This window comes from Stenotrophomonas sp. 116085_Sma (assembly GCF_056479585.1).
In genome coordinates this window covers 3,934,098-3,959,048 of sequence record NZ_CM151057.1, presented here as the reverse complement: position 1 = coordinate 3,959,048, position 24,951 = coordinate 3,934,098, and the positions used below count along the sequence as shown (strand labels likewise).

The 24,951-nt window shown below is 65.9% G+C and carries 17 protein-coding genes; 15 read left to right on the top strand and 2 right to left on the bottom strand.

Annotated features, from left to right (window positions below; genetic code table 11):
* The first annotated feature begins 81 nt into the window (after positions 1–81).
* The 12 genes from ACZK0Z_RS18365 to ACZK0Z_RS18310 all read left to right on the top strand — a co-directional run bounded on the left by ACZK0Z_RS18365 (position 82) and on the right by ACZK0Z_RS18310 (position 18,660).
* Entirely contained in the window at positions 82–468 is a 387-nt protein-coding gene (locus ACZK0Z_RS18365) for a RidA family protein (RefSeq protein WP_005410875.1), read from the top strand.
* 7 nt (positions 469–475) lie between these two features.
* Entirely contained in the window at positions 476–2,587 is a 2,112-nt protein-coding gene (gene recG / locus ACZK0Z_RS18360; RefSeq protein WP_197633764.1) for an ATP-dependent DNA helicase RecG, read from the top strand.
* Positions 2,588–3,102: 515 nt separating this feature from the next.
* Positions 3,103–4,041 carry a nucleoside hydrolase gene (locus ACZK0Z_RS18355; RefSeq protein ID WP_049432713.1) on the top strand — a complete coding sequence of 313 codons (939 nt, stop codon included), beginning with the start codon at positions 3,103–3,105 and terminating at the stop codon, positions 4,039–4,041.
* 88 nt (positions 4,042–4,129) lie between these two features.
* Positions 4,130–4,372 carry a type B 50S ribosomal protein L31 gene (locus ACZK0Z_RS18350; RefSeq protein ID WP_010484049.1) on the top strand — a complete coding sequence of 81 codons (243 nt, stop codon included), beginning with the start codon at positions 4,130–4,132 and terminating at the stop codon, positions 4,370–4,372.
* A 296-nt stretch (positions 4,373–4,668) separates the two neighbouring features.
* A complete protein-coding gene (locus tag ACZK0Z_RS18345; protein WP_049404024.1) occupies positions 4,669–5,946 on the top strand; it encodes a citrate synthase in 1,278 nt (425 codons plus the stop codon).
* A gap of 288 nt (positions 5,947–6,234) precedes the next feature.
* The gene (locus ACZK0Z_RS18340; protein ID WP_197633765.1) at positions 6,235–7,299 is read left to right on the top strand and encodes a hypothetical protein; all 1,065 of its coding nucleotides are present in this window, start codon (positions 6,235–6,237) and stop codon (positions 7,297–7,299) included.
* Positions 7,300–7,730: 431 nt separating this feature from the next.
* A complete protein-coding gene (locus tag ACZK0Z_RS18335) occupies positions 7,731–8,234 on the top strand; it encodes a CS1 type fimbrial major subunit (protein ID WP_049432619.1) in 504 nt (167 codons plus the stop codon).
* A 50-nt stretch (positions 8,235–8,284) separates the two neighbouring features.
* On the top strand, positions 8,285–11,005 hold the full coding sequence (locus ACZK0Z_RS18330) for a TcfC E-set like domain-containing protein (RefSeq protein ID WP_197632887.1): 2,721 nt from the start codon (positions 8,285–8,287) through the stop codon (positions 11,003–11,005).
* On the top strand, positions 11,002–12,129 hold the full coding sequence (locus ACZK0Z_RS18325) for a CfaE/CblD family pilus tip adhesin (protein WP_197632886.1): 1,128 nt from the start codon (positions 11,002–11,004) through the stop codon (positions 12,127–12,129). The genes ACZK0Z_RS18330 and ACZK0Z_RS18325 overlap by 4 nt, the downstream gene beginning before the upstream one ends.
* Positions 12,130–12,146: 17 nt before the next feature.
* Positions 12,147–12,845: a pilus assembly protein gene (locus ACZK0Z_RS18320; RefSeq protein ID WP_197632884.1), complete on the top strand. Its 699-nt coding sequence runs from the start codon at positions 12,147–12,149 to the stop codon at positions 12,843–12,845.
* Between the two features lie 67 nt (positions 12,846–12,912).
* Positions 12,913–17,841 carry an ESPR-type extended signal peptide-containing protein gene (locus ACZK0Z_RS18315; RefSeq protein WP_197632882.1) on the top strand — a complete coding sequence of 1,643 codons (4,929 nt, stop codon included), beginning with the start codon at positions 12,913–12,915 and terminating at the stop codon, positions 17,839–17,841.
* Between the two features lie 69 nt (positions 17,842–17,910).
* Positions 17,911–18,660 carry a hypothetical protein gene (locus tag ACZK0Z_RS18310; RefSeq protein WP_049432630.1) on the top strand — a complete coding sequence of 250 codons (750 nt, stop codon included), beginning with the start codon at positions 17,911–17,913 and terminating at the stop codon, positions 18,658–18,660.
* Between the two features lie 123 nt (positions 18,661–18,783).
* Here the strand turns inward: ACZK0Z_RS18310 and ACZK0Z_RS18305 are convergent, their stop codons facing one another.
* Both ACZK0Z_RS18305 and ACZK0Z_RS18300 read right to left on the bottom strand, forming a co-directional pair.
* Positions 18,784–19,428 carry a hypothetical protein gene (locus ACZK0Z_RS18305; RefSeq protein WP_010484059.1) on the bottom strand — a complete coding sequence of 215 codons (645 nt, stop codon included), beginning with the start codon at positions 19,426–19,428 and terminating at the stop codon, positions 18,784–18,786.
* A gap of 258 nt (positions 19,429–19,686) precedes the next feature.
* On the bottom strand, positions 19,687–22,110 hold the full coding sequence (locus ACZK0Z_RS18300; protein ID WP_197632880.1) for a PBP1A family penicillin-binding protein: 2,424 nt from the start codon (positions 22,108–22,110) through the stop codon (positions 19,687–19,689).
* Between the two features lie 219 nt (positions 22,111–22,329).
* Between ACZK0Z_RS18300 and ACZK0Z_RS18295 the strand changes: the two genes are divergently transcribed.
* The 3 genes from ACZK0Z_RS18295 to ACZK0Z_RS18285 are packed head-to-tail and all read left to right on the top strand — an operon-like array spanning position 22,330 to position 24,937.
* A complete protein-coding gene (locus ACZK0Z_RS18295; protein ID WP_099552984.1) occupies positions 22,330–23,388 on the top strand; it encodes a pilus assembly protein PilM in 1,059 nt (352 codons plus the stop codon).
* A complete protein-coding gene (locus ACZK0Z_RS18290; protein ID WP_197632879.1) occupies positions 23,388–24,284 on the top strand; it encodes a PilN domain-containing protein in 897 nt (298 codons plus the stop codon). The genes ACZK0Z_RS18295 and ACZK0Z_RS18290 overlap by 1 nt, the downstream gene beginning before the upstream one ends.
* A complete protein-coding gene (locus ACZK0Z_RS18285; RefSeq protein WP_005410857.1) occupies positions 24,281–24,937 on the top strand; it encodes a type IV pilus inner membrane component PilO in 657 nt (218 codons plus the stop codon). The genes ACZK0Z_RS18290 and ACZK0Z_RS18285 overlap by 4 nt, the downstream gene beginning before the upstream one ends.
* Positions 24,938–24,951: the final 14 nt, after the last annotated feature.

Sequence of the window (24,951 nt, the reverse complement as noted above, 5' to 3'; positions counted from 1 at the left end):
CCGTAGATCCACGCCATGCGTGGATGCACCCCCACCCGGTACAATCACCGCTCTGTTTTCCCCCAAGCACCGGAGCGACCCATGTCCCGCCAGATCATCAACACCGAAAAGGCTCCCGCCGCCATCGGCCCGTACTCGCAGGCCGTGCGCGCCGGCAACACCGTGTACTTCTCCGGCCAGATCCCGCTCGACCCGGCCACCGGCGACATCGTCGGCGCCGGTGACGTCGAAGCACAGGCCCGCCGCGCCTTCGACAACCTCAAGGCCGTGGCCGAAGCCGCCGGCGGTTCGCTGGACAAGGTCGTGCGCCTGGGCCTGTACCTGACCGACCTGGGCGAGTTCGCCAAGGTCAACGCGGTCATGCAGGACTACTTCCAGGCCCCGTACCCGGCCCGTTCCACCATCGAAGTCTCCGGCCTGCCGAAGGGCGCCAACTTCGAGGTCGACGCGGTGATGGTCATCGACTGACCGCCACGTGGCACGCAAGGCGGCGGTCACCCCGGTCCTGTCACCGTCCGGCGAAGCATCCCTGGCGATGCTCGCTGGCGTGGGCCCGGCCGTGGCCGCCAAACTGCAGGCGCGTGGCTTGGCCACCCTGCAGGATCTCTGGCTGCACCTGCCGCTGCGCTATGAAGACCGCACCCGGCTGACCCGCATCGAAGACCTGCGCAACGGCGTGCCGGCGCAGGTGGAGGGGCGGGTGGTCGCGGTCGAGCGCGGCATGCGCTACCGGCCGATGCTGAAGGTGGCGGTGGAAGATGAAGGGCAGGGCACCCTGGTGCTGCGCTTCTTCCATTTCCGCCAGCAGCAGGTCGGCCAGTTCGCGGTCGGCAACCGGCTGCGCTGCTTCGGCACGCCCAAGCCCGGCCACCTTGGCCTGGAAATCGTCCACCCCAGCTACCAGGTGCTGGGCCGCAACGATGATCCCGAACTCGGCGACCGCCTCGACCCGGTGTATCCCACCGTCGAAGGCGTGGGCCCGATGACGATGCGCAAGCTGATCGGCCAGGCGCTGGACCGCCTGCCCGAGGAAAGCACGCTGGAACTGCTGCCCAGCGGCTGGCTCGATGGCCTCGGCCTGCCGTCGCTGCGCAGCGCGCTGCTGACCGTGCACCGGCCGCCGCCGGATGCCGATCTGGCCGTGCTGGCCGCCGGCACCCATCCGGCCCAGCGCCGCCTGGCGATGGAAGAACTGCTGGCCCACCACCTCAGCCTGCGTCGCCAGCGCATCGCGTTGCAGGCACACCATGCGCCGCCGCTGGCGGGCCCGGGCAAACTGGCCAAGGCGCTGCTGAAGCAGTTGCCGTTCGCACTGACCGGCGCACAGGCGCGCGTGTTCACGCAGATCCGCGAAGACCTCGCACGGCCCAGCCCGATGCTGCGGCTGGTGCAGGGCGATGTCGGCTCCGGCAAGACCGTGGTCGCCGCGCTGGCGGCGATGCTGGCGGTGGAGCAGGGCAAGCAGGTCGCATTGGCGGCACCCACCGAGCTGCTGGCCGAGCAACACCTCAACAACCTGCGCGGCTGGCTGGAACCGCTCGGCGTGCGCATTGCGTGGCTGGCCGGCAAGGTCACTGGCAAGGCGCGCGCCAAGGTGATGGAGCAGGTCGCCACTGGCGAAGCGCAGGTGGTGGTCGGCACCCACGCGCTGATGCAGGAGGCGGTCGTGTTCCAGGACCTGGCCCTGGCCATCGTCGACGAGCAGCACCGCTTCGGCGTGCACCAGCGGTTGGCGCTGCGCGACAAGGGCGCAGGCGGCAACAGCGTGCCGCACCAGCTGGTGATGACCGCCACGCCGATTCCGCGCACGCTGGCGATGTCCGAGTACGCAGACCTGGATGTCTCGGCCATCGACGAACTGCCGCCGGGGCGTACGCCGGTGCAGACCGTGGCATTGAACAACGACCGTCGCCCGGAGCTGATCGAACGCATCGCCCTGGCTTGCCAGGAAGGGCGGCAGGTGTACTGGGTGTGCACGCTCATCGAGGAAAGCGAAGAGCTGGATGCCACGCCGGCGCAAGCCACCTACGAATCGCTGCAGGCGCTGCTGCCCGGCGTACGCGTCGGGTTGGTGCATGGCCGCCTGAAAGCCGCCGAGAAGCTGGCGACGATGGTGGCGTTCAAGGCGGGCGACATCGACCTGCTGGTGGCCACCACCGTGATCGAAGTGGGCGTGGACGTACCGAATGCCTCGCTGATGGTGATCGAGAACGCCGAGCGTCTCGGCCTTGCCCAGCTGCACCAGCTGCGCGGCCGCGTCGGTCGTGGTTCGGCGGTATCGCGCTGCGTGCTGCTGTACCAGGCCCCGCTTTCGCAGATGGCACGCGAGCGCCTGCAGACCATGCGCGAAACCAACGATGGTTTCGTCATCGCCGAAAAGGATCTGGAACTGCGCGGCCCCGGCGAACTGCTGGGCACGCGGCAGACCGGCCTGGCCGGCTTCCGCATCGCCGACCTCGCCCGTGACGCCGGCCTGCTGCCCGGCGTGCACGACCTGGCCGAGCGCCTGCTGGCCCAGCAACCGGCGCTGGCCGACCGCGTGGTTGCACGGTGGATCGGCACCGCAGTGCGTTACGCCTCGGCGTAATGCACGGGGTCAGATCCCTTTGCGCAGCAAAGGGATCTGACCCCATTCCCGACATGCTCATCCACGCATGGCGTGGATCTACTGTAGAACCGAGCCCGTGCTCGGCTGCCGTTCGCGCTGCGCGCGTGAGTCGAGCATGGCTCGACTCTACAGACAGCCTTTTCGATCATTTCCATGTTCGTCCACGCATTGCGTGGATGTGTCGACCAAGGTCGACACCTACCAAGGCAGGACGCCGTTCCGACAGACTGCAGGGTCTGTCGAAGGCGGGGTGGGTCCGGTTGCGGGGGCGTGAGCCGCATGGATGCGGCGACCGAGCTTACATGGACGTACTTGCAGCGTCCCCCGCAGCCGGACCCACCCCGCCAACCCCAGGAAATCAGCTTTTGCCGTTGCTGCTGATGTTGCCTCTGCTGTTGCCTCTGCGGGTGCAGGGCGCCGCCCTGCCGAACCCACATACTTGCAACGGTCATCAACCCGGTCCACACTTCGTTGCCGATCTGAAGACGGCAACGATGACCCACAAGATCCCGCTGTTGATCGACACCGACCCCGGTGTGGACGACGCCCTGGCCCTGCTGATGGCCTTCGCCGATGAACGGCACGACGTGGTCGCCCTGACCATCGCCGCCGGCAATGTCGGCCTCGAATACACCGTCCGCAACGCCCTCAAGCTCTGCGACATCGTCGGCCGCACCGACGTGCCGGTGTTTGCCGGCAGCCCGGATCCGCTGCTGCATCCCTCCGTCGACGCTGCCCACGTGCATGGCCGTGATGGCTACGGCGACGTGGACCTGCCGCCGCCCAGCCGCCAGGCCGAAGCCGAGCACGCCGCGCTGGCCATCCTGCGCCTGTCGCACGAGCACGCCGGCGAACTGATGCTGGTGATGCTCGGCCCGCTGACCAACCTGGCACTGGCGCTGAAGCTGGACCCGACCCTGCCACAGCGCATCAAGCGCATCGTGGTGATGGGCGGCGCGGTCACCTGCCACGGCAACATCACCCCGGCGGCCGAATTCAACATCGCCTTCGACCCGGAAGCGGCGCACGTGGTGTTCACCTCGTTCAAGCACCTGCTGGTGTCGGATTGGGAAGCCACCGTCGCCCACGGTCTGCCGCTGGAAGATGCCGAGCAGTGGCTGCAGGCCGATTCCGATCGCGCCCGCTTCTACGAGCTGATCTCGCGCAAGACCCGCGCGCTGTCGGAAGACGCCAAGGGCGGCCGCTGGTACACCGCCGATGCGGTGGCCATGGCCTGGGCGCTGAACCCGGAAGGGCAGCTGCAGGTGGAATCGCGTCCGCTGAACGTGGAACTGAACGGCACGTTCAGCCGCGGTGCCACCATCGTCGACTGGAACCGCCAGACCGGCCAGCCGGACAACTGCGATCTGCTGATGGCCTACGACCAGCAGCGTTTCGAGGCCCTGGTGCGCCAGGCCCTGGGCGCGGACTGAAGTCAATTGCCCGGCACCGGTTGCCCCGGGCGGCAACCGGTGCTTATAATGCCGCTCTTGACCACCAGCCCATTTACGGTGTGAGCCCATGAAGGCCGATATCCATCCGAACTACCGCGACGTCGTCTTCCATGACGTCACCTCCGATTTCAAGATCCTGACCCGCTCGACCATGGCGACGAAGGAAACCATCAAGTGGGAAGACGGCAACGACTACCCGCTGGTGAAGGTTGAAATTTCCTCGGCTTCGCACCCGTTCTACACGGGCAAGCACAAGGTCATCGACACCTCGGGCCGTATCGACAAGTTCCAGAAGCGCTACGCGCGCTGATCTGTCGATCCAGCTTCGAACCGACGGCCGCGCTCTGCGCGGCCGTTTGTTTTTCCCCAACGCCTGCCCAACGGGCGTTTGGATGGACGGAACACTGCGTTCGTATGACAGCGCTTTTGCCGATCCGGGCCGCTCAACGGCCGGCGTCTGGCCGCCTGTCGTATACGACTTCCGTCTAGCACCCGACAAATGCTGCTGTGCGATAATGACCTGATCCCCGGCACAGGCCGAGGACGTCATTCACGTGCCTGACCAATGCGCTTGGGCAGGCGCCTTCCCATGAAGGAGCGCACACAGTGTCCGATCTTGATCAGGTCACGCTCAACGCCGGCGATAAGTCGGTCGTTCTGCCCGTCATCAAACCCACCCTTGGCAACGACTGCGTCGACATCGCGAAGCTGACCAAGGAAACGGGGTATTTCACCTACGATTCCGGCTTCACGGCGACGGCCAGCTGCAAGTCCGCCATCACCTACATCGACGGCGACAAGGGCGTGCTGCTGTACCGCGGCTACCCGATCGAACAGCTGTCGGAAAAGTCGAGCTACGTCGAAGTGGCCTACCTGCTGATCAACGGCGAGCGCCCGAGCGCCGAGCAGCTGAAGGCCTTCACCGATGAGCTGGCTGCCGAAGCCAACGTCGACGATTCGATCAACACCCTGATCGGCAGCTTCGCCAAGGACGCCCATCCGATGGCGATCCTGGCCGCTGCGATCGCCCAGCTGTCGGCCATCTACCACGACTCGCTGGACCTGTCCGACGCCGAACAGCGCCGCCAGGCCGCCGTGCGCCTGATCGCCAAGGTGCCGACCCTGTCGGCGCTGATCTACCGCCACGGCAAGGGCCTGCCGGCCAACAAGCCGGACACCTCGCTGGATTACGTCAGCCGCTTCCTGAAGCAGACCTTCGAGTCGGCTGACGGCCAGTACGATCTGAACCCGGACGTGGTGAAGGCGCTGGACCTGCTGTTCATCCTGCACGCCGACCACGAGCAGAACGCCTCGACCTCGACCGTGCGCCTGGTCGGCTCGACCGGTGCCAACCCGTACGCGTCGGTCGCCGCGGGCGTCACCGCGCTGTGGGGTCCGGCCCACGGCGGTGCCAACGAAGCCGTGCTGAAGATGCTGGAAGAGATCGGCACCGCCGACAACGTCGAGTCCGCCGTGGTCAAGGCCAAGGACAAGACCTCCGGCTTCCGCCTGATGGGCTTCGGCCACCGCGTCTACAAGAACTTCGACCCGCGCGCCAAGGTCATCGGCGAGATGACCAGCAAGGTGCTCAAGCAGCTGGGCGTGCAGGATCCGCTGCTGGACGTGGCCGTGAAGCTGGAACAGGCCGCGCTGCAGGACGAGTACTTCGTCGCCCGCAAGCTGTACCCGAACGTCGATTTCTACAGCGGCATCATCTACAAGGCGCTGCAGATCCCGACCGAGATGTTCACCGTCATGTTCGCGCTGGGCCGTACCTCCGGCTGGGTGTCGCATTGGCTGGAACAGCAGGTCGACCCGGAAATGAAGATCGGCCGTCCGCGCCAGGTCTACACCGGCAGCGACGTGCGCGACTACCAGGGCTGATCGCCTGCGTAGGTTGTGCCGAGAACGCCCCGCATCCGCGGGGCGTTTTTTTTGCGCTTGTGGTAGGTGCCAACCTTGGTTGGCACGTTCTGTGGTGTTCGCAGAAAATCATCCACGCATGGCGTGGATCTACCACCTCATCCGCCTTCGGTAGGTGCCAACCTTGGTTGGCACACGCTTCACCGCGCAAAGACCGCGTGATTCAAGGGTCTCGCCAGCTTCACGACCGCTCGCGCAGCCTCAGGACGCCAGCTGCACCCGCAGCGTCCGAGACGGAGCATCCACGCAATGAGTACCCGATTCGATCCACCCGAGCGCGGCGCGCTCGGCCCCGACGTCGCCACTGTCGTCACCGCCCCCATCGTGCCACCCGCCAGCGAAAGCGCCGTGTCCTGGAGCGCGATTTTCGCCGGTGCCGTCGCCGCCGCCGCACTCTCCCTCATCCTGCTCATCCTCGGTGTCGGCCTTGGCCTCTCCTCGGTGTCGCCGTGGTCGTTCGAAGGCGTCAGCAAGGAAACCTTCGGCTGGTCCAGCATCGCCTGGCTCACCTTCACCGCACTGGCCGCGTCCGGCCTGGGCGGCTACCTGGCTGGCCGCCTGCGCACCAAGTGGACGCAGATCCATGGCGATGAAACCTACTTCCGCGATACCGCGCACGGCTTCGTGTCGTGGGCGGTGGCCACGCTGCTGACTGCGGGCCTGCTGACCTCGGCCATCGGCGGCGTGCTCGGCACGGGCGCGAAGGTGGCCGGCGCCACTGCAGGCGCCGCTGCATCCACGGCCGGTGTTGCCGCCGCAGGTGCCGGTAGCGCCGCCGCAGCCGCACCGGAAGGCGACCTCAACTATTGGGTGGATTCCCTGTTCCGCAGTGCCACCAACGCCGGTGCTGCCGATCCCGCGGCGCCGCCACCGCCGGGCGCGCCGATGGATCCGAACGCGGCCCCGCCGCCGGCACCGAATGCGGGCCCGCGCGAGGCCGGCATGGCGCCGCCGCGCCCGATGCCGGTCCGTGCACCGGCCAGCGACCGTCGTGAACTGCGCGCCGAAGTGAACCGCATCATCGTCAACAGCTTGCAGGGCGATGGCCTCGACCCGGCCGATACCCAGTACCTGTCGCAGCTCATCGCGCGCGAAACCGGCATGAGCCAGGCCGAAGCGCAGGCCCGTGTGACCGATGTACAGACGCGCATGCGTGCCGCGCTGGAGAAGGCAAAGACCACCGCCAAGCAGGCGGCCGACGATGCCCGCAAGGCCGCAGCGCATGCCGCGCTGTGGCTGTTCATCACCCTGCTGATCGGCGCGTTCTTCGCCAGCCTCAGCGCCACCTGGGGCGGCCGCCGCCGCGACCTGTAACCCGCATTCCATGCAAGGAGACCTGCCATGAAAATGATTCTGCTCTGGCTGTTGGGCGTGCCGATTCCGCTGCTGATCCTGTACGCAATCTTCTTCTGAGAGTGCATCGTTGAGTGGAACCCGTCAGGCCGCCGCGACGCGGCCTGACGCTTTTTGAGCAGATCCGAAGCACATCACCAGAAGTCTTTTCATCCTGCAATGAAGTTTCTTGCATTCAGCAGATGAGGAAAATTGCATAACCCTCAAACATTGAACGGCCTCTAGGATCCTTCTTAACGTTCAACTTTTTAGGAATGCTTGAATAGTCTGCGGCTCGCAGGGTTTCTAACATTCTCTCCGTCGCCGGCAACCACCTCTGCAGGCGGCGCCTCCCTTCCGGTCATGCCGGAAGGGAGGCTTTCGACTATTCCCCCTGTCCGAGAGAGACACCCATGCACATGCTCAAGAAGGCCGCGCTGGCTGCAGCGCTGGTCACTGCTTCGCTGTCCGCGAATGCCGCCGAAACCCACATCACCGTCCTGGCCGACGTCGACCCGACCCTGGCCCTGCTGCAGGCCGATGGCAGCCCGCTGCCGGACGCCGTCAAGCTGGACCACGCCCCGGGCCGTGGCCTGATTCCGTGGTCGCAGCAGGTGCGCATCTATTCCAACGACATCGACAAGGACATCGAAGTGCGCCTGATCAACGAGCCGGTGCTGATCGGTAATGCCCCGGGCACGCCGTCGGTACCGCTGTCGGTCAGCCTCAACAGTCGCGAGCTGGGCCTGGCCGCCACCGATTACCTGGCCGCCGACCTGTTCGACGGCGCACTGCCGGGCGCTTCGGTCGCCATGCCGCTGCAGATCGCGCAGAAGACCCCGGGTGCCATCGACGTGGCTGACAGCTTCCAGGGCATGGTCAGCATCGCCATGAAGCAGAAGACCACCAGCCCGTAAGTCCCCCCGCGCCGGCCCGGGTGTCGGGCCGGCCGCTTCTGGTCGCCCCCATGAAAGCTTCTGCCCCCGCCGTCACCCGGCTGGCGCTCGCGCTCGCCCTGTCGTTGTCCGCACCGCTGGTCGCGGCACGCGGCGTTCCCGCCGGCTTCGAGGATCTGGTTGAAGGCCAGACCGAGCAGCTGGACGTGCGCCTGTTCGGGCGTTCGACCGGGTTGATGCCCGTGCGCGTCACCCTCGACCACGTGCAGCTGGAAGCGCCTGCGGAGGCGCTGCAGGCGCTGCAGCTGCCGGCCGAGGCACAGGCGGCGCTGCTGCCGGCGCTGTCGCAGCCGCTGCCGCGCAACAGCCACCTGGCCTGCCGCTACGGCGGTGCCGCCGCCGGTTGCGGCTATCTCGATCCCCCGGAGGACCCCACCGCCGTGCGCGCACTGTATGACGAGGGCGAGGGCGCGGTGCGCCTGTTCGTCGCCCGCCAATGGATTCCCGGCGAGCCGGCCGCGCAGCGCCATCACCAGGTCAGCGCCAACGCCGAGAACGCCTTCCTGCACCAGCAGACGGTCAACCTCAGTGGCGGCCGCGACTATCAATCGCTGGCCGCGCAGGGCGCCGGCGTGCTGGGGCTGTTCGAGCGCGGCCATGTCTCGGCCAACTGGACCTTCAGCCACCAGCGCTACCGCAACCAGCGCACGCGGCACGACTTCCAGCTGGACAACGCCTACTACCGGCACGACATCGGCCCGGAGCACTACCTGCAGGCCGGGCGCATGGACCGCCGCAACCTGTCCAGCCCGCAGGGCGGCACCTTCAGTTTCAGCATGCTGCCGCTGGACCGTTTCCAGGGCCTGCGCATCGGCACCACCCAGGCCTACGTGGACAGCGAAGCGGCCGTGCAGGCCACGCCACTGACCGTGCTGCTGGCGCGCGATGCCCGCGTCGATGCCTTCGATGGTCAGCGCCTGCTGCAGACCTATTACCTGCAGGCCGGCATCAACCAGATCGATACGCGGCGCTTCCCGTTCGGCAACTACACCGTCACCCTGCGCATCTACGAAGACGGCGTGCTGGTACGCAGCGAAGAAGCGCCCTTCGACAAGGGCGGCGACTGGGCCGACAGCAGCGTGCAGTGGTTCATGCAGGGCGGCCGCCGCAGCGAGCGCCGCAGCGACCAGTTCGATGGCGAGATGGCCGCCATGGCCGGTGTACGCGTGCCGCTGGGCCGCAGCGCCACCGTCACCGCTGGCGTGGCCGACCTGGCGGGCTTCAGCTACGGCGAACTGCGCGTGGACCTGCGCCGGGTGTTCGCCACGCAGGAGATCCGCGCCAGCTTCAGCGGCATGCAGGGCAGTGATGGCAGCCGCGGGCAGCAGCACCAGCTGTCCTACCGCCGCCATGCGTCCTGGAACCTGTACCAGCAGCGCATGCGCGGCAAGGCGTGCGAGTTCCGCGACGATGCCCGCGACCAGCTCGGCTGCGCCGATTCGCTCAGCGCCTCGGTGGCGCTGCCGGTGGCCGGTGGCCATGCCTACCTGGCCTATACCCGGCGCCAGACCTGGCGGCAGGGCGTGGGCATCTCCGGCGATATCGACGATCCGCTGTACGGCCTGGACCCGCTGCTGCCGCCGTGGGCGCCGCGTCCCAGCCGCGAACCGCAGCTCAGCCGTACCTGGCAGGCCAGCTACAACCGCAGTGAACGCTGGGGTGACTTCAGCGCCTCCACGCGCGTGGGCGTGTGGCAGCAGCACAACGACGGGAGCCTGCGCAGCAGCCGCGACCGTGGCGTGTTTCTCACCCTTACCCTCACCCGCCTGCAGCAGGGCGAGCGCGGCACCGCGCAGCGCCGCTACGGGCTGGACCTGCGCCAGCCGCAGCACCAGCGCCCGGATGTGACCTACAGCGTGGCGCAGAGCCTGCGCCAGGATCACGACGACCAGTTCCGCGAACTGTCCGCCGAACTGCGCGGCAACAACAGCGACCGCTACAGCGCCACGCTCAGCGGGCAGCTGCAGAACCGCATCGGCCACACCGGCGCCACCGTGTCGCACTACCAGCAGCGCGGCCGCGATGAGCTGGCCTACAGCGCCACCCACAGTTCCGGCGTGGCGCTCGGTTCGCGCGGCCTGTACTGGGGCGGTGGCCTGGGTGCTGATGCAGGCCTGGCCGTGCAGGTGGATGGCACCGACGACCTGGAACTGACCGGCGTGGCCGCCGAACTGCAGGTGGGCGGCCTGCGCCGCCAGCGCCTGAAGCTGGGCGATCGCCGGCTGCTGCCGGTGTCGGCGTATCAGTCGCATCGTGCCGAAGTGCAGGATGCCAGCGCGCTGGACAGCATCGCCTCCATCCGCGTGACCGGCGTGGGCGGCGCGCGCCCGCTGTTCCTGCCGCCCGGCAAGCTGCTGCGCATGCCGGTGCCGATTGAAGTGACCTACACCTTCATCGGCAACGCGCACGACCTGGCCGGCACGCCGCTGCGCGGTGCCCGCATCCTCAATGCACCGGTGCCGGGCACCGGCAGCAACGGCGGCTTCGTGGCCGACTTCCCGCGCCGCGAAGCGGTGCTGTACCTGCTGCAGGACGACCGCCTGCTGCAATGCCCGCTGCAGGTGCGCGAGCGCCGCCAGGTGGTGCTGCTGGTGGGGGCCGTGCAGTGCGAACCGCTGAACGTGGCGCAGCTGCCGGCGGACATCCGCCAACAGGCGCGGGTGACGCGTCTGCTGCAGGAGAAGGCGCTGATTGCCAGCAGCCAGCAGGCTGCCGCGGGAGGTGCGCGATGAGCCGGCGGCTGTGGTGGTGGCTGGTGCTGTTCAGTGCGCTGGTGCTGCTGGTGCCGCAGGCGATGGCACAGCGGCCACCGGAAACGCATCCGACCGATGAGCATCGCGACATTGTGATGACGTGGGATCGGTCTGCGATGCCGGGGGACATCGAATTCTGGCGAGCGAGAAGCCTACTTGCCTACGATCCCGACAGCATAGGAAATCCCTACGCGCAAACGCATTTGGTTTGCACATCAAGTGTGGATTCGACATATGGCCGATGCCCTGTCGAGGGAACCGAAGAGCCCATTTCCGGTTTTGGAGAGATCAGGGTTCGAGCTACGGAGAGGCGTAGCGGTATGCAGACTGACGTCGCACTACTGGCAAGAATCCAGCGGCCAATGAATGGATTTGCTTGCCAATACTGGTACGACGTGAATCGTCCGCTCTGGTCTTCGAGGCTCGACCGGTGTGGTCCAGATTCTCCAGCAGGAATCGGTGTTGAGATGCATCTGCCTTCTACCGAACTCGTGCGTTTGGTTGCTGGTCACTGGGATGCTGAGGTCAGGTTGAAGCTACGGGACAACTCTGGTCTGGTTCTAGCAACCTATTCATTCTCGCTCGACTTCACCATCACCGACTACGACGCGGTCTCCATCTACCTGCCCGAGTTCCAGGAAGCCGCCCCCACCGTAGGCCTCAATCTCAGCTACGACCCCATTGCCCGAACGGTCGGTGGCCGCGCGCACCTGGACATGTGCCTGTATGACGGCCTCGGTTCGCAGAGCGAGTACCTGGGGGTCACTGTACGCGACAGCGGCACGCGGCCTCCCGGTCCCACCGGCTATTCGGTCTGGCACACCGACGGCGCCGGTGGTGACAGCCAACGCATGGACTACACCGTCATCCTCGACCACAACGGCGCACGCATTCCATTGCGCAACGGGGTGGAAGAACAACTGCGCAACATCGATACGGCGCGGCTGCGCCTGGTGATGTTGCCCGGGATGTCGCAGCCGGTGTTCTGCGTACCCACGCCACTCACCCTCGATACCCCGCGCGTACCCATCGACGAGAAACGTTCTGGTGCCTACCAGGGCGATCTGAAGGTCGAACTGCGCCTGCCTACCTCCCGCCCGTGAAGTCGATGGAGCCCACTATGCATCCCGCCTTGTCCTGCCTGTTCACCTGCGCGCTGTTGCTTGCAGCCGCGCCCGCCCATGCAAACCTCACCGTGCATCCGATGCGTACGTCGGTCGAGGCCCGGAAGGGCGCGCAGATCCGCGTGTACTCGCAATCCACCACGGCGCAGTACGTGCAGGCCACTGTTCGCCGCATCGACGATCCGGCCAGTAGCGACGAGCAGGAAATCGAGATCGAGCCAGCCGACGCGGCCATTGCCATCACCCCGGGCAAGTTCGCCCTGGCCGGTGGCGGCAATCGCCTGATCCGGGTCATCCCGTTGCAGCCGGTGGAGAAGGAGACCGCCTACCGCGTGTACTTCGAAGGTGTGCGCGGTCCTGATGACGCCGAGCCGGACGATCCGGCCACCCGCGCTGCCGTGGGCATGAGCCTGATCTGGGGGGCGCTGGTGAACGTGGTGCCGGCCAACGGGCATGTGGACGTGCGCGTGCAGGGCAACAGCCTGGTCAATACCGGAACCCTGCGCGTGGGCCTGACCAGCGTGGCCGACTGCGATGCGGCCGGCGCCTGCACCGCCCATGACGTCTCACGCAGCCTCTACCCCGGTGCGTCCCTGCAATTGCCCTTTACCCCGAAGCCCGGCCATCGCCTGCAGCTGCGCTATCGGTTGACCCGCGATGGCTATCGCGAACACGTGCAGGCCCTCGCGCTCTGAAGCGCACGTTCCGTCGTGGCAGCGCGCTGCGACGGGCTTCTTTTCCCTTGGTTGTTAAGGAGACATCATGAACAGGATCTATCGTCGTATCTGGTGCACTGCGCGGCAGTGCTGGGTGGTGGCCAGTGAGTTGGCCGCGGCGCGTGGCAAGCGTGCTGCTGGCCCGCGCGCACTGGCCAGCGTGCTGCTGATGCTGCTTGGCACACCCCTGCTGTCTGTTGCATCGGAGCGTGGCAGCGAGAATGAAGATGGCGAGGCGCCACTGGAAATCGTAGGCAATGACCTGGGGGCACCCGCCACCCAGCTTGCCATGCAGGAAGCGATGCGCTCGGCGGCACATGCGGGGTATGAGTCCAGGGCCGGTGCAATGGGCCAGATGCCGAGGGCCAATGGATCCACGCTCGGCAGCGGCTATGCCATGTTCAACGAATCCTGTAGCGGGGAACTGGGCGGGACCTACTACCGGTGCACACCGTCATTCGGAAGTGTTGACGATTATGTCCACTCCGTTGTCGCTCCCAGTTCAAGAAATGTGCTGTTCACTGGTGTTGGCATGAATGCCAGCGGGCAGTTTTCTACTGCATTTGGTCACTCGATCAGGACCAGTGGCGATTTCAATACGGTGTTCGGATACGGCGCCAGGGCGCAGCAAGGCTACAGCACCATCATTGGTGCAACCGCGCTAGGGAATGGCGTAGGCACCACTGTGCTCGGCAATGACGCGCGCGCCTACGGGGAGAACTCGATAGCGGTCGGCAGTGGCGCGCGCACGGTCGATACCTCGACAGGAAACTCTCGCATCGCCATTGGTGGCAATTCGTTCGCAGGTACTGCGGGCCATTCTGGAGCAATCGCTCTGGGAGGAAGCGCACGGGCGGAGTTCAATGCAGTTTCTATCGGTCAATATTCAAAGGCTCAGGCAACAAACTCGGTTGCACTGGGTACGAGTTCTGAAGCTACCGAAACAAGAACGGTTTCTGTGGGAAACAACTCACTCAAGCGACGGATTGTGAATGTAGAGAACGGAACGCTTTCGGCCACCAGTACCGATGCGGTAACTGGCAAGCAGCTCTACGCCACCAACCAGAACGTCACCACCGCGACCAATACGGCCAATGCCGCGAAGACCGCTGCCGACCAGGCACTGGTCAATACGCGACTGGTCACCCAGACCTCGGCCAGCAGTGCCGTACGCGTGGGCGGTGACAACACCGGCACCCAGTTGGACATCCGCAACAAGTCCAACGCCAACCGCAAGCTGACCGGGGTAGCCGACGCCACCCTCAGCACCGCCAGCACCGAAGCGGTAACCGGCAAGCAGCTGCATGCCACCAACACTGCAGTGACCACGGCGCAGGCCACAGCAACTGCAGCGAAGGGCGTGGCAGACACAGTGTCTGCACGCGTGGATGCGCAAGCGCTGGCGCTGGGGCGCTCGGCCCTGGCCGGTGGCAGAGGCGATTCGGCGAGTGTTGCCTTGGGTAGCACCGCCGCGGCGTACAGCCGTGACAGTGTCGCTCTGGGGCCGAAGGCACGGGCGGGCGTAGGTGCAGATGGCGAGAACAACAATGGTGTCGGTGCAACTTCGATCGGCTCAGGCAGTTGGAGTGCGAATGCAGCCACGGCCATCGGCTATCGCGCGAGGGCGCTGAGCAACCGATCCGTTGCCATGGGCATGGATGCGGTGGCGTCTGCATCAAACGCTGTTGCACTGGGTGACGACGCAGTGTCCAGCTTCGCCGGCAGCGTTGCGCTCGGAAGCAACTCGCAAACTACCGGTGTGAATCAGATCTCGGTCGGCAACGACACGGTCAAGCGCCGCATTGTGAATGTCAACGATGGCACCCTCAGCGCAACCAGCAGCGATGCCGTTACCGGCAAGCAGCTGCACGCGACAAACACCACACTGACCAGCGTGAGTAGCACCGCTACCGCGGCCAAGGCGGCCGCCGACAACGCCCTTGGTCAGGTGACCACGGTGGCAGGTCTGGTCGGGCAGGTCTCCGCCACCGGCAATGTGCGTCTGGGTGCGCAGAACACCGGCATCGTGCTGGATGTAGCCAACAAGAATGGCGCCGCACGCCGTATCAGCAATGTGGCCAACGCCACGCTCAGTGCGTCCAGCACCGATGCCGTGACCGGCCAGCAGCTGCATGCCACCAACACGGCGGTGACCACCGCACAGTCCACGGCAACTGCCGCGAAGACGGCGGCGGACAGCGCCATCAGCCAGGTAGGTACCGTGGCCGGTCTGATCGGGCAGGTGTCGGCCAGCGGCCAGGTCCGCCTGGGCGCCGAGAACACCGGCACCGTACTGGACGTGTCCAACAAGAACGGCGCGCACCGCCGCATCCAGAACATCGCCAACGGCATCCTGGGCGCATCGAGCACCGATGCGGTGACCGGTCAGCAGCTGTTTGCCACCAACGAGCGCGTAGACGCAGCCGAGGCGCGGAACGAGGCCCAGGATCTGCAGTTGGTGGATCACGCTGATCGTCTGGCTGACCATCGTGTGGATCTGGACCGCCTGCGCGCCGACTTCGATGGCTTCGAACCGGATCTGGAAGGCGTGGTGAAGTTCAATGCTGACCGGACCCTGGTTGACCTCGAAGGTGCCGTGGTGAAGGGTGTCGGTCCGGGGGATATCAGCTCGGCTGCCAGTACGGATGCGGTTAATGGTGGGCAGTTGTTTGCTACCAATTCGCGACTCGCCGCTATCGAAAGGAAGAATGAGCTAGTCGCATTCGGAGGAGAGTCAACCTATCTGGCAGCGCAGGCCACCGAGTTCAGCGTCGCGTTGGGGAACTCGGCAAGAGCCGACATTGGTGAAGGGGCGACTGCCGTTGGCAGCTTTGCAAATGCGCGTGGAAAGGGCTCTGTTGCCTTGGGTAGGGCCGCGTATGTCGGTGAGCTGGCCGAAGGAGGCTTTGCACTTGGTATGGGATCAATAGTCGACGAATCCTTGGGCGTGGCTTTGGGTACTGCCTCACAAGTCGAGCTGGGGGCCACTGGCGCAGTTGCATTAGGTGCTCACTCCGTGGCAAGGGATGTTGATACCGTTTCTTTTGGTAACGTGACGCTAAAACGTCGTCTTGTGAACGTTCAGCGCGGTCGCGACGACCACGATGCAACCACAGTTTCTCAGCTAAAGGATGTCGTGGAGGTTCTTGGTGGAGGCGCCGGTCTCGATTCCAACGGCAACATCATCGCGCCCACGTATGCGATCCAAGGTGGCAACCACAACACTGTCGGCGATGCGTTGACCGCGCTGGATGGTGCGGTGGTCGTGACCGATGCGCGGGTCGGCTCGCTGGAAGGCAAGCTGCGCTCGGCATTCCAGGACACCACGACCCGTGCTGATGGCTTGAACCAACTCACGCTGTCCGGCGCACAGGGCGCGGTGCTGACCAACCTGGCTGATGGTCGAATCGCAGCGGGCAGTCGCGATGCAGTGACGGGTAGCCAGTTGCACGATGCCAAGCAGGAGATCGCCCGCAATCGCAGCGATCTGGATGCGCTGCGTGACTCTCAAGCAACGGGTAACGATCTTGCACGTTTGTCTGCGGCTAAGACGGGCAGCGTAATTGACTACGGCGGCGCGACACTGACTGGTGTGGCGGATGGTGAGTTGCAGGCGGGGAGCAAGGACGTAGTGAACGGTGGTCAGTTGTACGTGACAAACCGTAGTTTGGATGAAATCCAAGAGCGGAGTCGATTTGTTGCAATTGGTTCGTACGAGAACAGCACCGGGGCTTCGGCTGGCTTGCTTGGTGTTGCGGTTGGTGATTCGGCGGAAGCTTCGCCAGCACTTGGGAAGGAGGGGGCAACCGCTCTTGGCAGCTACGCGAAGGCAATGGCAACAAATTCCGTCGCATTGGGACGCGGCTCTTGGGTGCTGGAAGATGCTACAGAGGGCTTTGCCCTCGGAACTGTCTCGCAAGTCCAATCCTCTGGAGGGATTGCGCTTGGCGCCCGATCAGTCGTACACGCGAACGCAACCAACAGTGTTGCGCTCGGATACAGCTCCTATGCAGATGAGGCGGATACGATCTCCATCGGCCGTTCGGGCTACGAGCGGCGCATCGTCAATCTCGCGCGCGGCAGAGGCAGCAACGATGCCGTAAATGTCGCCCAGCTCAACGCCACCCTCGCCACCCTCGGCGGCGGCGCCCACATCGACAGCAACGGCAACATCATCGGCCCGCGCTTCACTGTCCAGGGCCAGCAGCAGTCCACGCTCAACGATGCCCTGCAGTCGCTTGATGGCGCTGTTACCACCCAGGGCTCGCGCGTGGACCAGGTGGAAACCCAGCTCCGCTCCGTCTTCCAGGACACCACCACCCGCAGCGACGGCCTGAACCAGCTCACCCTGGCCGGTGCACAGGGCATGGTCATCTCCAACGTGGCCAACGGCCTGGTCGCTGCCGGCAGCCGCGACGCCGTCAACGGCGGCCAGCTGCACGACGTGCAGCAGCAGCTCAACGGCCGCATGGACGGGCTGGAGCAGCGCATCGACGGCCAGCCGCAGGCACGCGTTGCCGCCAACGCCGCCGGTGCCCCCGAGGCCCCCACGCCGCCAGCCGAAACGCCGACCGTGGCCGATGCCGGCAAGGCACCCAACGCCACGCCGGAAACCCCGAAGGAGCCGACCCCGCAGGTCGACACCGCCGATCTGGAAAAGATGCTGGCCCGTGCCAACGAGTACAGCGATGGCATCTCGCGCGAGGTGGATCGTCGCCTGGACAAGATGGACAAGCGCTTCAACCGCATGGCGGCGATGAGCAGCGCGCAGAGTGCGATGGCCATGAACACCGCCGGCCTGAACACCTACAACCGCCTGGGTGCGGGCGTGGGCTACAGCGATGGCGAGTCGGCCATGGCGGTGGGCTACCAGCGCGTGCTCAACGAAAAGGGCTCAGCCACCTTCAGCCTCAATGGCGCGTTCACCAACAGTGGCGAACGTACCGTGGGCGTGGGTGTGGGCATCGGCTGGTAACGCATGACGCCCCGGCGTGGTGCGCGTAACGAGCCCCGCCGCGCCGGGGCACTGGCCGAGGAGATGGCAATGTACGGTTGGGTCCGTCGATTCATGAGCTACCGCAGCTTCTATCTGTGGCGTGCGCGGTACTACTACTACACCCGGCACCTGGATGGCTGGATGCTGGCCAGCCTGCTGTGCCTGTCCGGTGTGGTCATGCTGCTCTGGTACTACTGGCGGTTCACCAATGTGCCTCCGCCGCGCATACACCCGCAGGCGGCCGCGCTGCGGGTGGAGGGCATCGGCAAGGAGGCGATCCATCGCATCGTGCTGGTGCGTCATGGCAGCAACACGCCGGGGCAACCGTACGTCACCGCGGAGGACATCCGTGCCAGCACGCGGCGAACCATGCGGGTACGGCAGGCGATGGAAAGCGAAGTGGCGTGGCGGTTGAAGGCCAACCTGCTGGCGGATATTGCCGATTACATCGAGGCCACGGGCGGCTGTGCGCCCTATCGCTGCACGCGTGTGGTGGACCGCATTGCCTCGCTGCGTGAGGCGGCCGAGGAAAACGCCGGCATCAACCGCGCGCTGCAGACCATTCTGGATGGGCCCCACGATCTGGTGCCGAGCCTGGAAAGCAGCGATCGCCAGCGGGTGAAGAGCGGCTGGTCTGATTCGTTCAGCGACATCTACCATCAGGCCTGGTTGTTGAATGACCTGCAGACCATGCATGCGCGGATGATGGAGGAGTATCCGAAGCGTGCCGCCGCACCATGGCTGGCCGAGTGGATGAGTGACCCCGAGCCGTCGCGTGGCACCGGATTGCCACTGTAGCCATGCTCGGCTGCTCTTCGGCCAGGCATCTGTGAAACCTGAAGCAGAGTGCGGACCCACGGTCCGCACCCACCCAGGGCAGGTGCCGCTGCGCTCGCCGGCCATGGGCCGGCGCTACCGTCGTCATCCGCCGATGTACGCGGTGATCTCCGCTTCCGCCAGCACCTGCCGCAACTGCGCAACAGACGCGCGCCGCATCGGCTTCTCATCCACCGGCGACAACGGTGCCTGACGCAGGGCGTCGTACGGCAGCACGGCCAGGTCGAAGGTCAGTTCCTCGGCACTGAACACCCACACCGGCACGTCCAGGCAGCGTTCGCGGTCCATGCGCAGGCGGCGCGTCCGTGATTCGGCGGGGATGCCGTGCTCGTCCAGGAAACGATGCACGGCCTCCGGGTCGTCGCTGTGCAGGTGCAGCTGCACGGGGCTGTTGGCGTCGGCGGTCCCATCCAGCACCGGGCCGGCCAGGCGCGGGGAGAAGCCGTGCAGGAACTCCAGCGCACGCATTGCGGCCTCGCGACGACGCTGCAGTTCGTTGCCGTGCTGGGGCCCGGAGAACAGCCGCTGGTACTCGCGCAGGGCGTCTTCGATCTCGGTATTGCGGGGCAGGGAGGCATCGTCGTGGATGCCGAGCCGGCTGGCGGCCTTCAACTTGGCCTGGTGGTAGTCGCGGATGCCGCCTTCGGCCATCAGGCGGGCGGCTTCGTGGGCGAGGCGGTGGCGCCGCTCGCGGGTCTGGCTGGCAGCATGCTGGCGGGCGCGATGCATGCGATGACTCCCTGTTGCGACCTGGCTACAGACTAGCGCACGGATGTGACATCTGCGTGGGTATGGCGATGTTGCTGCTCTGGTGGGTGCCGACCAAGGTTGGCAGCCACCAATGCTTTGGTAGGTGCCGACCTTGGTCGGCACGAAGCGCCAACCAAGGTTGGCCTCTACCAGAGCCGCACCGGCGCCAACCAAGGTTGGCGTCTACCAGACAAAGGGCAGTGCCAACCAAGGTTGGCACCCACCCCTACCTGCCTCTTAGAAGATATCGAACGCGGCGGCGTCGGCCTGCGGCGTATTGAGGTTCAGGTCGTAGTCGGTCAGGCGATCCATGTCTTCCACCTTCACCCACTCGGTCGCGCCGTTGAGGGTGGCCTGGACCATGCCGCTGGGCGGATCGTTCTGCGCGATCGGGGTGTCCTTCAGCGCGGTGCGCATGTAGTCGATCCAGATCGGCAGGGCGGCCTTGCCACCGTATTCGCGGTAACCCAGCGAGCGGAAGTCGTCGCGGCCCACCCACACGGTGGTCACGTACGGGCCGCCGAAGCCGGAGAACCAGGCGTCGCGGTGGTCGTTGGTGGAGCCGGTCTTGCCACCCACGTCCTCGCGGCCAAGTACCTTGGCCTGCACGCCGGTACCGCGCTGCACGACGTCGCGCATCATCGATACCAGCTGGTAGGCGGTGCGGGCATCGATCGCGCGGGGGGCGGTACGGGCATCCGGGTTGACCGGTGCGGCCGGGGTCTCGGCCTTGGCTTCGGCCTTGGCCGCGGCGGCAGGGTCCACCTTCGGGGCCGGGGCGCCGAAGTTGAAGCCGTCCACCACCTGGTTGACCGGCTGGTCGCTGCTGCCGGCACAGTCGCGGCAGGCCAGCGCCGGATTCTCCTTGAACACCAGGTTGCCGTCGCGGTCGTTCACCTGGTCGATCAGCCAGGTGTCCACGCGCGAGCCGCCGTTGGCGAACACAGCGTAGCCACGGGCCACCGACAGCGGGGTGAGCGAGGCGGTACCCAGCGACATCGACAGGTTCGGCGGCAGCTCGGATTCGGCAAAACCAAACTCGCTGATGTACTTGCGTGCGTAGTCCACGCCCATGCCGTCGAGCAGGCGAACCGAGACCAGGTTGCGCGACTGCACCAGCGCTTCACGCAGGCGCATCGGGCCGCGGAAGCCGCCGCCATCGTTCTGCGGGGCCCAGGTCTTGCCGCGGCGGTCGCGGAACACGACCGGGGCGTCGAGCACGATCGAGGCCGGGTTGTAGCCCTTGTCGAAGGCGGCCGCGTAGACAAACGGCTTGAAGCTCGAACCCGGCTGGCGACGGGCCTGGGTGGCGCGGTTGAACTTGTTGCCGGAGAAGCTGAAGCCACCGACCAGCGCCTTCAGCGCGCCGTTATGGGCATCCAGCGAGACCAGCGCGGACTGGCCGCGCGGAATCTGGTCCAGCAGCCACTCGCCCTCCTTGGCACCGGCACGCACGCGCACGATGTCACCGCGCTGCACCAGCTTGCCCGGGGTCTTGTTGGTCCACTTGGCGGCACCGGCCGGCAGCACGATCTCGGTGCGGTTGGCCAGCACCACAGTGGCGCTGCCATCGGCACCGGTGCTGGCGACGATCGCCGGCAGCAGGCCGGCCTGGCCGAACATGCCGCGCAGGTGCTCGGCCAGGGCGGCGGCGTCTTCACCGGCACCGACCTGGACCTGCTTCTCCACGCCGTGCCAGCCATGACGGTGGTCGTACAGCAGCAGGCCGTCGCGCACCGACTGGTTGGCGGCGGTCTGCAGGGTGGAGTCGATGGTGGTGGTGACGTGGTAACCCTTGTTGACGACGTCACCGCCGAAGCGGGCGATCATTTCCTGGCGCACCAGCTCGGCCACGTAGGGCGCATCCACCTGCACCGGCGGCTCATGCGCGGTGGCGTGCATCGGCACGGCCTTGGCCGCGTCGGCCTCGGCCTGGCTGACGAACTTCAGGTCGGCCATGCGCTGCAGCACGTAGTTGTCGCGGCGCTGGCGGGCACGTTCCGGGTTGGAGATCGGGTTGCCCGAGGAGGGGAACTTGGGAATGCCGGCCAGCGAGGCCATTTCATCCAGGTCCAGCTCGTTCAGCTTCTTGCCGTAGTAGAACTCGGCCGCGGCGGCCACGCCGTAGGCGCGGTTGCCGAAGAAGCTCTTGTTCAGGTACAGCTCGAAGATCTCATCCTTGCTCAGCTCGGACTCGATCTTCCGCGCCAGCAGGATCTCGGCCAGCTTGCGGGTGTAGCTGTACTCGGAGCTGAGGAAGAACTGGCGGGCCACCTGCTGGGTGATGGTGGAGCCACCCGGCACGCGCTTGTCGCTGGTGGTGGCCAGCAGCCACACCGCACGGCCGATGCCCATGTAGTCCACGCCGCCATGCTCGTAGAAGCGGGCATCCTCGGTGGCCAGGAACGCCTGCTTCAGCTTCTCGGGCACGTCCTTCATGGTGATCGGGGTGCGCCGGGTCTCGCCGAACACAGCCATCAGCTTGCCGTCGGCAGCATAGACGTACATCGGCTCCTGCATTTCCACGTCGCGCAGGGTCTGCACGTCGGGAAGCTTGGAGGACACAGCGTAGTACAGACCGCCCACGGCGGCCGCGCCGATCAGCGCCAGGACCAGGACAATCAGGAAGATCCAGCGCAGCCAGCGGCGGAGTCGAGTCATCGGGTTCAGATTCCGATTGCGAATTTCGTGGTCGCAGAGTATAGATTACGCAAGGTGGCGGCTGGGGTCGGCACCGGGGAGCGCAAGGGGAACAGTCAGGGGCTGCATCGTGAATCCGTGAGGAACTTCACAGCAGGGCCGTTGCCATTTGCTAAGAATACGTTATTAATGCTCGGACGCAGGTCTTGCGTCCAAGTGCCCGTCGGCAGGGGAGAAACCGTGGGGCTCATCCCAAAAAGTCAGTCGCCGCTTGTAGGCGTCGACATCAGTTCGACTGCGGTAAAGCTTTTGCAGCTGTCCCGCAGCGGCAATCGTTTCCGTGTGGAACACTACGCTGTGGAACCTCTTCCGCCGAATGCGGTGGTGGAGAAGAACATCGTGGAAGTGGAGGCCGTGGGTGAGGCCATCCGCCGTGCGATGAATCGTTCAGGCAGCAAGGCCAAGCTGGCCGCCGCCGCCGTTGCCGGGTCGGCGGTGATCACCAAGGTGATCCCGATGCCGGCCGAGCTCGACGAGAACGACATGGAAGCCCAGATCGAGCTGGAAGCGGTCAACTACATTCCGTACCCGATCGAGGAAGTGAATCTGGACTTCGAGGTGATCGGGGCGATTCCGAACAACCCGGAGATGGTCCAGGTGCTGCTGGCCGCGTCGCGTTCGGAGAACGTGGAACTGCGCCAGTCCGCGCTGGAACTGGGGGGCCTGCAGGCCAAGGTGATGGACGTGGAGGCCTTCGCGGTCGAGAACGCCTACGCCCTGGTCGCCAGTGAGCTGCCGGTGTCCAGCGACGGCGTGGTCGCGCTGGTCGACATCGGCGCCACCATGACCACGCTCAATGTGCTGCGCGGTGGCCGTAGCCTGTACAGCCGCGAACAGGTGTTCGGTGGCAAGCAGCTGACCGACGAGATCATGCGCCGCTACGGCCTGAGCTACGAGGAAGCCGGCCTGGCCAAGCGCCAGGGCGGGTTGCCGGAAAGCTACGAGATGGAAGTGCTGGAGCCGTTCAAGGAGGCCACGGTCCAGCAGATCAGCCGCCTGCTGCAGTTCTTCTATGCAGGCAGCGAGTTCAACCGTGTCGACCACATCGTGCTGGCCGGCGGCTGCGCCGTGCTGGGTGGCCTGCCGGAGATGGTCGAAGAACAGCTGGGCGTGCCGACCGTTGTCGCCAATCCGCTGGCACAGATGACCCTGGGCCCGAAGGTGAACGCGCATGCGCTGGCCCAGGATGCCCCCGCGCTGATGATCGCCACCGGTCTGGCGCTGAGGAGCTTCGACTGATGGCACGCATCAATCTATTGCCCTGGCGCGCCGAGCGGCGCAAGCAACGCCAGCGCGAGTTCTACGCAATGCTGGGCATGGCCGCGATTGGTGGCCTGCTGCTGTCGCTGCTGATCTGGTTCTACTACGACCGCCAGGTGAGCGGCCAGATGGACCGCAACGCCTATCTGGAAGCCGAGATCGAGAAGGTCAAGGAACAGAACAAGGAGATCGACCGCCTCGATGCGCAGAAGGACCGCCTGCTGGCCCGCAAGAAGGTGATCGAGGAACTGCAGGCCAAGCGCTCGCAGATGGTCCACCTGTTCGACGCATTGGTGCGCACGATTCCTGACGGCGTGGTGCTGACCGCCCTGCAGCAGGAGGGGGACATGCTCACCCTCGAGGGGCGCACCCAGTCCAATGCACGCGTGTCGGCTTACATGCGCAACCTGGAAACTTCCGGCTGGATGACCAACCCGGAGCTGTCGATCATCCAGGCCAGTGCCGCAGACAAGAGTGCTGCCGGCCCGGTATCGGACATCAAGGCACTGCCGTACATGTTCAAGGTCACGGTGAAGCTGCCTGCGCAGAGTGAAGAGACCGGCACCCCCGGTTTGAACGCTGATGGCAGCGTGGCGGCCGCGCCGGCTGCGACGCCCGCCGTGGCGCCGCTTGCCGCCGGCCCCGATGCGGCGGCCCCGGCCGCTGCAGCAGCGCCGGCCCCGGCCCAACCGGCGGCGGCCCCGGCAGCGGCGCCGGCCACCGCACCGGCCACTGCGCCGGCCACTGCGCCGGCGCCTGCACCGGCCAAGCCGAACCAGCCCGCCGCACCGGCACCGGCCGCCAGGCCTGAGGGCAGCCGCCTGGCGCAGCCGCCGCAGGCCTCTTACGCCCCGCTGCAGGGGGATCGCGCATGAGCCAGAAAATCGATCTGAAGAACCTGGATTTCAACGACATCGGCAACTGGCCGCAGAAGGCCAAGATCGTCTTCTGTTCGTTGCTGGCCCTGGTCATCATGTTCGTTGCGTGGATGCTGCTGATCAGCGGCAAGCGTGATGAACTGGCCAGCCTGGAGTCGAAGGAAAGCGATCTGCGTACCGAGTTCTCCAAGCAGCAGGAACGCGCGGTGAACCTGGGGCCGCTGAAGCAGCAGCTGGCGCAGATGGAGCAGGTCCTGCAGCAGATGCTGCGGCAGCTGCCCAGCAAGACCGAAATGCCGGACCTGATCATCGACATTTCGCAGACCGCGCTGTCCAGCGGCCTGACCAGCCAGCTGTTCGAACCGGAACAGGAGCAGGTCAAGGAGTTCTACGCCGAGAAGCCGATCAAGCTGAAGATGGTGGGCAGCTATCACCAGTTCGGCGCGTTCGTCAGTGGCGTGGCCTCGCTGCCGCGCGTGGTGATCCTGACCATGCACGACATCAACCTGAAGCCGGCGGACAAGGCTGGCGGTGGTTCGCGTGCCGGTGCGCTGGAGTTGTCCGGCACGGTCAAGACCTACCGGTATCTCGACGAGACCGAGGTGCAGGAACAGCAGAAGGCTGAAGCCGGCAAGGAGGGCAGCAAGTGATCCGTTCCTTCCTT